Source organism: Kitasatospora sp. NPDC088779 (assembly GCF_040685395.1).
Classification (GTDB): Bacteria; Actinomycetota; Actinomycetes; order Streptomycetales; family Streptomycetaceae; genus Kitasatospora.
In genome coordinates this window covers 254,568-267,227 of record NZ_JBFBHW010000001.1, presented here as the reverse complement: position 1 = coordinate 267,227, position 12,660 = coordinate 254,568, and the positions used below count along the sequence as shown (strand labels likewise).

The 12,660-nt window shown below is 72.0% G+C and carries 10 protein-coding genes; 6 read left to right on the top strand and 4 right to left on the bottom strand.

Features of this window, described 5'->3' with window-relative positions; translation table 11 throughout:
- The first annotated feature begins 64 nt into the window (after positions 1 to 64).
- From AB0P03_RS01275 to AB0P03_RS01255, 5 genes are all read left to right on the top strand, one after another.
- Positions 65 to 844 carry a hypothetical protein gene (locus AB0P03_RS01275; protein ID WP_363583205.1) on the top strand — a complete coding sequence of 260 codons (780 nt, stop codon included), beginning with the start codon at positions 65 to 67 and terminating at the stop codon, positions 842 to 844.
- Positions 835 to 1,587: a hypothetical protein gene (locus AB0P03_RS01270; RefSeq protein ID WP_363627499.1), complete on the top strand. Its 753-nt coding sequence runs from the start codon at positions 835 to 837 to the stop codon at positions 1,585 to 1,587. Before AB0P03_RS01275 ends, AB0P03_RS01270 begins: the two co-directional genes overlap by 10 nt.
- Positions 1,584 to 1,880: a DNA-binding protein gene (locus tag AB0P03_RS01265; protein ID WP_363583201.1), complete on the top strand. Its 297-nt coding sequence runs from the start codon at positions 1,584 to 1,586 to the stop codon at positions 1,878 to 1,880. The genes AB0P03_RS01270 and AB0P03_RS01265 overlap by 4 nt, the downstream gene beginning before the upstream one ends.
- A complete protein-coding gene (locus tag AB0P03_RS01260; RefSeq protein WP_363627498.1) occupies positions 1,877 to 2,914 on the top strand; it encodes a hypothetical protein in 1,038 nt (345 codons plus the stop codon). The genes AB0P03_RS01265 and AB0P03_RS01260 overlap by 4 nt, the downstream gene beginning before the upstream one ends.
- Before the next feature lie 74 nt (positions 2,915 to 2,988).
- Entirely contained in the window at positions 2,989 to 7,212 is a 4,224-nt protein-coding gene (locus AB0P03_RS01255) for a hypothetical protein (RefSeq protein WP_363627497.1), read from the top strand.
- A 70-nt stretch (positions 7,213 to 7,282) separates the two neighbouring features.
- Here AB0P03_RS01255 and AB0P03_RS01250 read toward each other — a convergent pair whose 3' ends face one another.
- The 3 genes from AB0P03_RS01250 to AB0P03_RS01240 form a co-directional block, all read right to left on the bottom strand.
- Complete coding sequence (locus AB0P03_RS01250) at positions 7,283 to 8,269, bottom strand: aldo/keto reductase (protein ID WP_363583196.1); 987 nt, start codon at positions 8,267 to 8,269, stop codon at positions 7,283 to 7,285.
- Positions 8,270 to 8,381: 112 nt separating this feature from the next.
- On the bottom strand, positions 8,382 to 9,203 hold the full coding sequence (locus AB0P03_RS01245; RefSeq protein ID WP_363583194.1) for an ABC transporter permease: 822 nt from the start codon (positions 9,201 to 9,203) through the stop codon (positions 8,382 to 8,384).
- On the bottom strand, positions 9,203 to 10,174 hold the full coding sequence (locus AB0P03_RS01240; protein ID WP_363627496.1) for an ATP-binding cassette domain-containing protein: 972 nt from the start codon (positions 10,172 to 10,174) through the stop codon (positions 9,203 to 9,205). The genes AB0P03_RS01245 and AB0P03_RS01240 overlap by 1 nt, the downstream gene beginning before the upstream one ends.
- A gap of 99 nt (positions 10,175 to 10,273) precedes the next feature.
- On the opposite strand from AB0P03_RS01240, the gene AB0P03_RS01235 reads away from it, so the two are divergent.
- Complete coding sequence (locus AB0P03_RS01235) at positions 10,274 to 11,008, top strand: TetR/AcrR family transcriptional regulator C-terminal domain-containing protein (protein WP_363583190.1); 735 nt, start codon at positions 10,274 to 10,276, stop codon at positions 11,006 to 11,008.
- Positions 11,009 to 11,038: 30 nt separating this feature from the next.
- Here the strand turns inward: AB0P03_RS01235 and AB0P03_RS01230 are convergent, their stop codons facing one another.
- Entirely contained in the window at positions 11,039 to 12,475 is a 1,437-nt protein-coding gene (locus AB0P03_RS01230; RefSeq protein ID WP_363627495.1) for a pyridoxal-phosphate dependent enzyme, read from the bottom strand.
- Positions 12,476 to 12,660 lie beyond the last annotated feature (185 nt).

The window sequence follows — 12,660 nt, the reverse complement described above, 5'->3', positions numbered from 1 at the left end:
GCCGACCGCAGACTCTTCGTCGTCAGCCCGGCGACCGCCGAACCTTGCGTTCCTGGAGACCGCCATGCCCGAACCCCCGTCACTCCCCGGCATCGTCAGTCGGCCCCTGCCGCCGCTCTCCGGCCTGCTCTGCGTCGACCTGAAGGGCTTCACCAGTTTGCCCGGCGCCGTCCACGCGCCGGTCAGTGCCTACCTTGAGGAGATCCTGGACGCCGCCCTCACCGCAGCCGGCCTCGACGACCTCCGGACCACAAAGCGGTTCCCCGTCAACTCCGGCGACGGGGTCACGTTCGGCTTCGATCCCACACTGCTGGGATTCGTCGTCCACCCCTTCCTCGACCGCCTCGACGAGAAACTCGCCAAGCACAACGCCGATTCGGGCCACGTCCGACTGCGGATGCGGGTCAGCGTCCACTCCGGCCACGTGGCGCCCGAAGGCGTACCCGGCGAGGGGAACGGGCCCGCGAGGAACGAACTGCACCGACTGCTCGACTCCCAGGAGGTCAAGGCCGTCCTGGCCAAGGCCAGCGAGGAGACGACGCACCTGGTGGCGATCGTCTCCGACCGGGTGTACGAGGACGCGGTCGTGTCCCGGCACACCGGCCTGCACCCCGACCGGTTCCGCCGCATCCTGGCGACCGTCCCCGACAAGGAGTTCGCCCGTCGGGCGTGGCTGTACATCCCCACCCCCTCAGGCAACCTCCTCATCGCCCCCGACAGCGCCCCACACCAGCCGCCCAGGGAAGTCGGAAGGCTTTCCCGAGCGATCAACCGCTTTCACTCGGCGCTCAAGCCCTACATCGACCCGCACCGTTCGACTGGAGGAACCGCCCCATGGCTCTGATCACGTACAACAGTGTGCTCGACGTCATCCACCAGCGGGTGACCAGCGCCGCCCATTTGCGGCCGAACGCTCTCCAGGTCGAGGTCGGCGGAGCAACCCGCCTCCTCGAGCTGCCGCAGGCGCGCGCAGCCCTGTACGAGCAGCCGGTTGACGAGTCGCTGCGCCGCGAGATCTGGCGTCGTGCCGTCGCACTCGCTCAGCACGACTCGCTGGCCATGGCCATCGGTTCGACGGAGGTAGCCGGGTGGGTCGAGGCCGTGGTCTGGCTCGCCCTGCCTCGGCTTCAGCGGGTCGCCCGCCAGGCCTCCGCCCGGCTGGGCGCGGACCGGCGCGATGTCGAATCCGAGGTCATGCTCGCCCTGATCGAACGGCTGGCCGAGGTCTCCCCGGACGACCCCGACGTCGGCCCGCAGCTGCTCAAGGCTGCGGGCCGCCGGGGATGGGACTTCGCCCGCCGCTCGGCCTCGGGCGGACGGCCGGTCGAGGACATCGTCGCGGTGGCCGACGCCCGCACCTCGGAGTCGACCGAGGACCTGTGGGATCTCGCGATCACCTCGCCGGACCGCCCGGACGGCCTGACCGCACCGCTGCGCCTCTCCTCCCGCTCGGCGATCGAGGGCGCGCGGCTCGGCGAACTCGCCGACCATCTCGGCCTGCGCGAGGTCGTCCAGCACGCCCATCGGCGCCGCCGGGGCCCGCGGCTCGGGACGCTCCCCCTCCGCCCGGCGGGGGCCGACCGATGACCACCCACGCCCAGGGGGCACTCACCTTCCCCGAGCTGTTCGGGCTCCCGCTGGCCGTCGACCTGCGGACCGCCGCGCGCGCGTTCGGCATCTGTCTGGGCACCGCTTACAACCTCGTTCACCGCGGAGTCTTCCCCTGCCCGGTGGTCCGCGCCGGGCACCGCTACCGGGTGCCCACCGTCGGACTGCTCAGCGCCCTCGGCATCGATGAACTCCCCATCTATGAGGATGACTTGTCCCACCTGACAATTGCGCCACCGCTCCCGGGGCTCAGCTGGAAGGACCTCGCATGATCGCTGCGGCCACGGTACCCAAGCCCAGTGTCCCGGAGCCTTCCCAGGGCCACCTGACCTGTGTCGTGATCGGTCCCGCCGGGGACCGCAACGCGTACGACGCCGGCCTGGAGGTCTACCAGCGGATCGTCCGCCCCGCCTGTGCCGCCCTCGGTCTCCGGCCACTCCGCTCGGACCCTGCCCAGCCGGACGAGCTGCGCTACCGGCAGGTACTCGGGGCCGACATCGTCATCGCCGACGTGACCGACGGCAGGCCGTCCGTCATGTACGAGCTCGGCCTGCGCCACACCACCGGGCGGCCCACCCTCCAGATCGGTGAACGCAATCGGCAACCGCCCGGCCTTCCACGCACTGGCAGGGTCGTGTTCGAGCGATCCGAGACCGGTCTCGCACACGCCCGCCGGGATCTCCAGGGCGCACTGGTCCGAGCCCTCCGGGACGGCTTCACGCCGTTCCTCCCCGTGCGGATCCTGCTCGGCCTCCGTCCCCGGCAGGAGCCGACGCCGACCGCCGTCACCACCCCGACCAACCTCTTCGCCACGTTCCAGACGACCATGCCCCCACTGACCGAGGGCCTCAAGGCGGTCACCGGGCTGGTGAACGACATCGCCGCGCTCGCCGAGGAGCTCGTGCCGGACCTGGCTACCGCACCGGACGGCACGGCAGCCGAACGCCTCAGCACCGCGATCGCCCGCCCCGCCGTGGAACTCAGGTCCTGCGCTGCGGAGTTCGCCGCGCTGATTCCCGACATCGATGCCGCCGTACACACCGCGCTCAGCAGACTCGACCACCATCCACAGACCCGCGACAACATCCAGAACCGTGACGTCGCACGCCAGCTCACCGACATGTCCCGGTTCGCCCGCGAGGCTCTCGAAACCCTCCGGCTCCTCCGCATCACCCTGGACTGGCTCACCACCACCGCTCCCACTCTCCACGGGCCGGGCCGAGACATCGCCGCCGCGCTCGACCTCGTCACCGATGCCATGGCCCAGGTCGAGACCTGGGACCGCATCGCCCGTTCTCTGGCGTGACCTGAGGCGCGGGGGCCGTCGGTTCCCCGCGCCGTCCCCCTCCACAGGCCAAGCTCCGCGGAAAGGACTGCGAATTGCCTCTCGGAGTAGATCTCACCCGGCTCCGTAGCGACCTCGGGGCCGCACCGGCCCAGGTGTTCGAGAAGCTCTGCGTCCATCTCTTCCCCGCGATCCTCGAACGCGACTTCGCCCCCGCCATCGCCGGGACGCTGCTGGCTCTCCGGCCCCCGGACGGCGGACTGGAGGCCTGCGCGCGGCTCGCGGACGGTCGGATGGTCGGGATCCAGGCGAAGTACCACGGAAAACTGAGCTCCGCGCTCGGTGCCGTGGACGAGTCCATCAAATCGGCCCTCACCCACCACCCTGACCTCACCGACCTCCTGGTCTTCCTCCCGCAGGACCTCACCGCCGGGGGAGGCGCCGCACCTGGCACGAAGCAGTGGCGGGCGGCGGCCGAGCGGTGGGCGGCGCAGGTCGACCGTGCGCGCCCCGGTTCGCCCATGCGGTTCCTCGCCTACACCAGAAGCGATATCGAGCGCGCCCTCGTATCGCTCGCCGAGGAGGCCATTCCGGCGTACTTCGACCCCGCCTACCTGCGGCTGTCCGACCTTCACCGGCACGCCGCGGCCGCCGCCCGCACCGTTCGCCGCCATCGGGGACGGGTCGACATCCAGCCTCCGCCGCTCGCCACCTTCCTGTCCGACGCCCTGGCCGAGCTCGACGACCCTTCGGCACTCGCGAACCGGCTTGCCGAGACCGCATCCGTCCTTCGGGTATGGGATGGCTGGCGCCCGGCGCTCGACGACCTGCCCGCACCGTCCGCCGGTCCGGCAGCGCAGGCCGGCCAGAGATGGACCCGTTCCGACAGCGACCGCGTCCTCTGCGCCGAACAGCTGGACGCGACCGCGAACCTGCTCAACACGGAGGGCCGAACCGACCCGCAGTCCGTTCGCCGACAGATCGACCAGGTGCTCCGACTCTGCGGCCGGGCGACCGAGAGCATCACCGCCATGTACGACGAGCTGCTGGCCGCCGTGTGCGCCGCCAAACCGTTCGACTCGCTCCCGTACGTGCAACGCGCTTCCGTGGGCCGTCTGCTCGCCGCGCTCGACGACCTCCAGACCTGCGGGCACCGGCTCCGGACCGTATGCGACGACCCCGCCCTCGCGGCCCGACAGACCGGCGCCCTCCTCGTCGGCGGCGGTTGGGGAACCGGCAAGTCCTACGGGCTGGGCGGCTGGGTCCAGGAACGCATCACGGACGGCGCGCCCACGGCCTTCGTCTGTGGACACGAGTTCGGTCCGGACGAGGCTTTCGAGGCCCAACTCCCCCATCGGGTCTCACCCGGCACCCGGGCCCACGGCCTGCGCGACCTGCTCGCGGCCCTCCAACAACAGGCCCTGCTGACCGGCCGTCGCGCCGTGCTCGCAATCGACGCGTTGAACGAGGTCCGCTGCCTGCACGGGGACGTCCGGACGGCGTTCGCCTCCCTGGCCGAACTGGTGCGGCGCTACCCACTGGTGACTCTGGTCGGCACCGTCCGGATGGACACCCGGCCGGCCGGCCCCGTGGGCACCTCGGAGGCGGCCGTCACCCGGGTTCATGGCTTCCTCTGGAATCCCGGGATCTCCCGCCCAGGCCAGGCCTGGCGGGTGTACCAGGACATGTACGGGCTCCCGGAACTGCTGCTCCCGCCGGACGTCTCCGAACTGCGCCGACCGCTGATGCTCGCCGTGCTGGCCTGGTGCCTGCACCGCTCCCCTCAGCCGGCCCCTGGGCCGATCGTCACACCGACCGTCGGCGACCTCTTCCAGTCCTGGCTGCTCATCCTCGACGGCGACTACGCCGCACACCTGGACGCGGCGCACGCGCTCCGCGCCGGTCCGTCGCCGACCCCGGCGCCCCTGGTCACCCTCGCCTGCGAGGTCCTGTCCGAGCGGGTCGGAGAGGAGGGCACCCTCGAATACCGCGCAGCCTGCCAGGTGCTGGCAGACACTCCCGGATTGAGCGATCCGGCCGTGCTCCTGCGCTGGCTGGAGAACGCGGGCGTACTGGCCCTGGATCCGAACACCCGGCACGTCCGCTTCGCGATCCAGCGGTTCGCCGAACACGTCCGAGCCGTGAACCTGCTTCGTGGCCGACGTCCCTCCAGGGCCGTCGCCCGGATCGTTCACACGGCGCACCGGGCGCGCGACGGCGATCCGGAGTCCGGCCAACGTGCCGACCACCAAAGGATGCTGGAGGCGCTGGCAGGTGCGACACCGCATGTCGTCGAGGGCGCCGAGCTGTCGGACCTGGTGCCCCGTCGACATCGGTCCCTCGTCGCCGGCGCGGTTCTGGAGTCACTGGAGGGCCGGGACCCGAAGCGGGCCGGCCGCTCATCCCGGGCCTTCCTGATCCGGCAGCTTCGCGACCCCGGGTCCGCCCCGAATGCGCTGTACTCCATCCTGGTGAACGCGACCTGCCACAAGCACCCGCTGGGCGTGGAGTTCCTGCAGGATCAGCTGACCGCCTGGCGCCGTAGCCGGTTTGAGCGCCGATTCGCGGGGCCCATCGTCGACCTCCTCGCCGATCCGAACGGAATCGCCCTTCTCCGCAGGCTCGTCCACTGGGCCGAATCCATCGGCCCTCGGGGCGACGCAGTGGTCGAAGAGGTCACCTCGCTGCTGCTCTGGCTCTCCGGCGTCGGCCACCACAGCTTCCGCGACGCCTGCATTCGCACGGCGGCGGACCTCTGGGTGAACCGGCCGGAACTGATCGGCCGACAGCTCACCCGATCGGGCCACCACCGGGACGAACTCGTGGCGGAGGCGACTTGGCTCGCCGCATACGGGGCCCTCGCCCGCAGCTCGCCCACGGGCTCGGACCACCGGATCACGGATCCGATCACAGCTGCGATCACGCGTGCGATCGCTCGGCCGCACCTGCGCATCCACGACGCGGTCCTCTCCGTCCGGGGGGTGCTCCGCCCGGACGCCATCGCAGACAGCACCTTCCCCGCGGTCCCTCTGCGCCGCCCGCGTGTAGCGGTCCTCCCCTTCGGCAGCCGAATCATCGCGCGGGCGGCCTCGACGCTCTCCTGGTGTCCGTTCGAGGAAGAAAGCCCGAGGCCCCGTCAGTCCTGGCTGGCCTCTCGGGCGTGGTTCCTCACCCTCGGACTGCCCAGCCGACTTCTCCACAGAACCGACGCCGGGGAGTTCGACACCTCCAGCCCCGCCGTGGCCAAGGCCCTCCAGCGTGCTCAACAGGAGTGGTTCGCCGAACAAACCACCCGTGTCCTGCAGACGGCGTCCCCGCCGGATCCGGAAGAACAGGAGGAGGCCCGATACTGTCGGCGCGCCGTCGATCCGACTCTTGGCGCAAGGTGGAGAACCCGTCTCAACACCCTTGCACGATCAGAGAACTGGTGGACACCGCCATTCTCGGCCGCCGAGGCGCGGGCCTCGACGGTCGGACCTCCGGCAGCTCTGACAGAGGTGCTCATCCGTTCCGATCCCACCGGCGCACCATGGCTGCTGCTCAACGGCCTCCACCACCTGCGCAGCGAGGAGGACCAGCCGAAGGAGGATCTGCCACGTCTGCATCTACCGCCACACATCATCCGCCTCACCGACTCCTGGCGGCATGCCTCGCCCGCGCACCGGATCCCCCGGATCCCTCCCGTGCTGCGGGTCGAGTCACACCTGGTGCCACGGAGCGCACTCAGCGGGGCGTTGACGCAGGGCGACGGCGTGCCGAGGCGGCTACGACCCCTGGAGAGCTGGCCGGGCCACAGCTTCCTGGCGGAGTACTACACCCGACCCAAGTTCGGCGTGCCGCGCGTCGACTGGTCTGCCCCGCTGCCGACCGTCGTCAATCACCCGGGGAGCCAAGCCGGGCCGCCGGCGTACGGGCGCTTCGCCGACCCGGTCTCCCAGCCCGTCCCAAGCCGCCGGCTCACGGAGGCGCTCAGGGGTCACTGGACCGGCCACCATCTGGACTTCACCGACCCGTCCACAGGTGGCCTCCTACTGACCGATCCCGGGTTCGCCGGCGGAGGGCCCAATGCCATCCTCCTCGCAGGATCCGCCGTCGACCGCCTGCCCGGGGACGACAGCGTGCTGCTCTGGGCCGTGACGCTGGTCGACCCAGGTGAGGCGCGGGCAGCGAGCTGGTCGTCGTACTGCGTCCTCGACTCGGGTTCGGTCCACACACTGCCGTGCCCCGGGCCATCGACTAACCGGAGGGTACCGGCGACGAGATGGCCGCAGCTGGGCCTGACCGACTGGCCCGACGCCTCCTCGAACGGCGCCGGTTGACCTCGCCGATGTCCTGCCCCGCTGTCCTGCCCCGGCCGTACCGCCGGGGCAGGACAGCGCCCGTGCGCGGCTACCAGGCGTAGTCCTCCGGGGCCGGCTGGTGGCCGGGGAAGAGTTCGTCGAGGCGGTCGAGGGTCTTCTGGTCGAGCTTCAGGTCGAGGGCGGCGACGGCGGCGTCGAGGTGGGCGGGGGTGCGGGGGCCGATGATGGGGGCGGTGACGGCGGGGCGGGTGAGGAGCCAGGCGAGGGCGAGGTCGGCGGGCTCGGTGCCGAGGTCGGCGGCGAGGTCCTCGTAGGCCTGGAGGCGGTCGCGGTGGGTGGCGAGGAGTGCGTCGGCCTGGGGCAGGGCGCCGCGGACGCGGGTGCCTTCGCGTTCCTTGCGGAGGATGCCGCCGAGGAGGCCGCTGCGCAGCGGGGACCAGGGCAGCAGGCCGAGGCCGTAGTGCTGGAGGGCGGGGATGACCTCCAGTTCGATGGTGCGGTCGAGGAGGTTGTAGAGCGACTGTTCGCTCACCAGGCCGAGGAAGTGCCGGGAGCGGGCGGCCTCCTGGGCCTGGGCGAGGTGCCAGCCGGCGAAGTTGCTGGAGCCGACGTAGATGATCTTGCCCTGGGCGACCAGGACCTCCATCGCCTGCCAGATCTCCTCCCAGGGCGTGTCCCGGTCGATGTGGTGCATCTGGTAGAGGTCGATGTGGTCGGTGTTCAGGCGCCGCAGGCTGGCCTCGACGGCGCGGCGGATGGCGAGGGCGGAGAGCTTGCCCTCGTTGGGCCAGTCACCCATCGGCCCGTACACCTTGGTGGCGAGGACGGTGCGTTCGCGGCGGCCGCCGCCCTGGGCGAACCAGCGGCCGATGATCTCCTCGGTCCGGCCCCTGAGGTTGCCCTCGCTGTCGCGGCCGTAGGCGTTGGCGGTGTCGAAGAAGTTGATGCCCCGCTCGTGGGCGGTGTCCATGATGCGGTGGGCCTCGGACTCCTCGGTGTGGGGGCCGAAGTTCATGGTGCCCAGGCAGAGTCGGGAGACGGTCAGGCCGGTGCGGCCGAGGTGGGTGTACTCCATGGCGCCCACCTTCGACCGTACCGGCAGCGGTGTCCAGCACATTCCGTCAGACGAAACGGGTGAGCGGACGGACTTACGGACGGACGGACGGATTAACGACCGACCGCCCCGATCAGCGCCCGTGCGTCGCGAACTTCCGTACGGCGAGCGGCATGCAGAGCGCGAGCAGCAGACCGCTCCAGAGCACCGAGGCGAGGACGGCGTGCTGCATGGGCCAGGCGTCGCCGGCCGCCGAGGGGTTGCCGAAGAGTTCGCGGCAGGCCTGGACGACGGCGCTGACCGGGTTCCAGTCGGCGACGACCCGCAGCCACCCGGGCATGCCGCCGGTGGGGACGTAGGCGTTGGTGACCATCGCGATCGGGAAGACCGCGACGGAGAGTTGGCCGGCGGCGTCCTCCTTGCCGATGGCCAGGCCGAGGCAGGTGCCGACCCAGGTCATCACGAAGCGGAAGAGCAGCAGCAGGGCGAACGCGCCCGCCGCGTCCCCGGCGCCCTCGCGCACGCGCCAGCCGGCGGCGAGGCCGACGAGCGCGAGGAGGGTCAGGACGACGACGCTGACCAGCAGGTCGGCGAGGGTCTGCCCGAGCAGCAGTCCGGTGCGGGAGACGGGCATGGAGCGCAGCCGGTCGGTGATGCCGCGGCCGACGTCGCGGGCGGCGCCGACCATGGTCACCATGACGCCGTTGGTGGCGACCATGGCAAACAGGCCGGGCATCAGGAACTCGCGGTAGTCGCCGCCGCCCGGGATCCGCATGGCGCTGCCGAAGACGTACCCGAAGACCACCACCATGATCACGGGGACGCCCAGCGAGGCGGCCAACAGGCCGGGCGAGTGGCGGTAGTTGAGGAGGATGCGGAGCATCGACGTCCAGGTGTCGACGGCCAGCCGGGCGGGGCGGGACGGCATCGGCGCAGGGGCGTACACGGCGGCCATCAGGCGGCCCTCCTCAGGGTTTCGGCGGATTCGCGGGTGAGCGCGAGGAACACGTCGTCCAGCGAGGGGGCCCGTACGGCGGCGTCCTCGGCGGTGATCCCGACGGTGTCCAACTCCCGTACCAGCGAGGGCAGCAGGACGGACACGCCGGGCTGGGTCAGCACCGTCACGGTCCGTTCGGCCGCGTCCACGTGCGCGTCGCCGCCCGAGAGGGTGGACAGCACCACGGCGGCGGCAGCGAGTTGGGCCGGGTCGGCGAGGGTGACGGACAGCTGACTGCCGATCGCGGCCTTGAGCCGGGCCGGTGGGCCGGTGGCGATGGCGGCGCCGTGATCGACGACGACGATGTCGTCGGCGAGCCGGTCGGCCTCCTCCAGGTACTGGGTGGTGAGCAGCACGGTGGTGCCCCCGTCGGCCAACTCCTTGACGGTGTCCCAGATTTCCTGACGGCTGCGCGGGTCGAGCCCGGTGGTCGGCTCGTCGAGGAAGAGCACCGGGGGGCTGGTGACCAGGCTGGCGATGAGGTCGAGGCGTCGGCGCATGCCGCCGGAGTAGGTGCGGACGAGCCGGTCGCCGGCCTCGGTGAGGTCGAAGCGTTCGAGCAGTTCGTCGGCGCGGGCACGGGCGCGGCGGGCGCCGAGGCGGTGCAGCCGGCCGAACAGGTGGAGGTTGTCGCGCCCGGTGATGCCCTCGTCGACGGCGGCGTACTGCCCGGCGAGGCCGATGGCCCGGCGGACGTCCTCGGCGGCGCTGACGACGTCGTGGCCGGCGACGCGGACGGTGCCCCGGTCGGGGGCGACGAGGGTGGCGAGGACGCGGACGGCGGTGGTCTTGCCGGCGCCGTTGGGGCCGAGCAGCCCGCAGACGGTGCCGGCGGGAACGGCGAGGTCGAGGCCGCGGAGGGCCTCGGTGGTCCCGAATCGTTTCTCCACGCCTGCCATCTCGATGGCGGGTCGGGCGGTGTCGGACATGGCTCTGCCCCTTCTCTAGGTACAGCGCACGTAGAAGCGTGGGTCAGATGCTACTACGTACGTCGTACGTATCTAAGATGGGGGCGAGGTGATCACCCAGTGCCGTCCAACGAACCCCCCAGCACCAGCGAGCGCCCGGCCGCCCCCGAGGCGCCCGAACTGATCTGGCTGCGCCCCGAACGCACCGGCCGCGGACCGAAACCGGCCCACAGCCGGACGTCCATCGCCGCCGCGGCCGTCGAGATCGCCGACGCGGAGGGCCTGGACGCCGCCTCCATGCGCCGGGTCGCGGCCGCCCTCGGGGCGGGCACCATGTCGCTCTACAACTACGTGCCGAAGAAGGAGCACCTGCTCGACCTCATGCTCGACGCCGTCACCGCCGAGTACGAGCTGCCGGCCGCGCCGAGCGGCGACGTCCGCGCCGACCTGGCGGCGCTCGCCCGCCAGCAACTCGCCATCTTCCGCCGCCACCCCTGGCTGCCGGCCCTGGTGCTCGCCCGCCCGGGCATCGGCCCCAACGCCCTGCGCTACACCGACCACTTCCTCGCCGTCACCGCCTCCACCGGCCTGGACGGCGGCGCCCGGATGGAGGCCATGGCCCTGTTCAACGGCTTCGTCTGCCAGTACGCCCAGTACGAGCAGACGGCGGCCTCAGGCGCCAAGTGGCAGGCAGAGCTGGTCGGCTACCTCACCCGGGCCGCCATGAGCGGCGAATACCCGCACCTGGCCCAGGCGTTCGCGGCGTCCGGACCACCCTCCGATCCGGACGCCGCCTTCGACCGCTCGCTGGACCGGGTGATCACGGCCATCCTGGCCCCGCCGACGCCCCGCTGAGCCCGCTGAGCCCGCCGAACGGCCCCGCCCTCAGACCCCGCCCCCAAGCCGCGCCCGCGACAGCACCGCCACCGCCCGCCCGTCGACCAGCACCAACACGGCCTCGTGCGCGCCCCCCAGCGCCGCCCGCGCCTCGGCCGGCGACTGCCCGACGCCCACCGCCGGCAGCGCCGGCCCGAGCAGTGCGCCCAACGGACCACCCGGCGATTCACCCGACGGACCGCCCAACGGATCGCCCGGCTTGGCGCCGCCGTCCGCTAGCGCAGCCGCCAGCACCGCCCGCGACACCGAGCCGACCACCTCCGTCGCGCTCACCCCGTACGGCCTCGCCGCCCGCGCCAGCACCACCGGCGCCACCCCGTCGGGCACGGCGCGCAGCGTCTCCAGTGCCTCGCCGACCGTCGCGCCGGCGTCGACCGCGACCAGCGGGCCGGCCCCGGCGAGCAGCGACCGAAGGCTGTTCGCCGCCTCCGACCCCGATTCCGCCTCCAGGAAGCCCCACTGCCGCATCCAGTCGTCGCTGTGCACCTTGGACAGGTACGAGCGCCCGGAGTCCGGCAGCAGCACCACCACCAGGTCGTCCGGCCCGAGCCGCCGCGCGACCCGCAGCGCCGCCGCCACCGCCGTGCCCGAGGAAGGACCGGCCAGGATGCCCTCCTCGCGGGCGAGCCGACGGGCCGTCAGCAACGACTCGCGGTCCGGGATGCGTTCGAAGGCGTCCACCACCTCCGACCGGTAGGCCTGCGGCCAGCGGTCCTCGACGGTGCCGGGGTGGAGGAAGTGTCCGATGCTCTCGACGAACCACGGGCTGCCGTCCCCGCCCCCGTACATCGAGGACTCCGGGTCCGCGCCGACCACGGTCACGGAGCCGCCGGACACCTGCTGGAGGTACCCGCCGGTGCCGGTGACGGTCCCGCCGGTGCCGACGCCCGCGACGAAGTGGGTCACCCGGCCGCCGGTCTGCTCCCAGATCTCGGGACCGGTGGTGCGCACATGGGCGTCAGGATTGGCCAGGTTGTCGTACTGGTTGGCGAGCCAGGCGCCGGGGATCTCCTCCACCAGCCGCTGCACGACGTTGAACAGGTGCGCCGGGTCCTCGGCGGGCACGGCCGTCGGGGCGAGCACCACCTCGGCGCCGTACGCCCGCAGGATGTCGGACTTCTCGGGCGCCGACTTGTCGGACACCCCGGCGATCACCCGGTAGCCGCGCTGCCGCCCGACGATGGCCAGCCCGATGCCGGTGTTGCCGGAGGTCGCCTCGACGATCGTCCCGCCCGGCCGCAGCAGGCCGTCCCGCTCGGCGGCCAGCACCATGGACAGCGCGGCGCGGTCCTTGACGCTGCCTCCGATGTTGAGGAACTCGGCCTTGGCGTAGATCGGCGCGGGCAGCCCGGCGCCGAGCCGGGCGAGGCGGAACAGGGGCGTCCCGCCGATCGCGTCGAGTACGGATTCGTGCACTGCGGCCATCACGGCCTCCTTCGATCGGTGTCCGCCCGAGCCTGCCCGAACGCGCGGTCAGATAGTCGCTGGCAGCCCCGGATCGTCGAGGCCGGGCACGCGAGGGATCTCGACCGTAAAGGGGCGCGAACAAAGGCGTGTGGCACCTCTTGCGCGCCCCTCGGATTTGCCGCGCTCCAAAGTGCGCAACGGTG

Excerpts from the sequence above, each read along its gene's own strand:
- AB0P03_RS01275 (WP_363583205.1), top strand. The coding sequence starts at position 65 with ATGCCCGAACCCCCGTCACTCCCCGGCATCGTCAGTCGGCCCCTGCCG.
- AB0P03_RS01270 (WP_363627499.1), top strand. The coding sequence starts at position 835 with ATGGCTCTGATCACGTACAACAGTGTGCTCGACGTCATCCACCAGCGG.
- AB0P03_RS01265 (WP_363583201.1), top strand. The coding sequence starts at position 1,584 with ATGACCACCCACGCCCAGGGGGCACTCACCTTCCCCGAGCTGTTCGGG.
- AB0P03_RS01260 (WP_363627498.1), top strand. The coding sequence starts at position 1,877 with ATGATCGCTGCGGCCACGGTACCCAAGCCCAGTGTCCCGGAGCCTTCC.
- AB0P03_RS01250 (WP_363583196.1), bottom strand. The coding sequence starts at position 8,269 with ATGGAGTACACCCACCTCGGCCGCACCGGCCTGACCGTCTCCCGACTC.
- AB0P03_RS01245 (WP_363583194.1), bottom strand. The coding sequence starts at position 9,203 with ATGGCCGCCGTGTACGCCCCTGCGCCGATGCCGTCCCGCCCCGCCCGG.
- AB0P03_RS01240 (WP_363627496.1), bottom strand. The coding sequence starts at position 10,174 with ATGTCCGACACCGCCCGACCCGCCATCGAGATGGCAGGCGTGGAGAAA.
- AB0P03_RS01230 (WP_363627495.1), bottom strand. The coding sequence starts at position 12,475 with ATGGCCGCAGTGCACGAATCCGTACTCGACGCGATCGGCGGGACGCCC.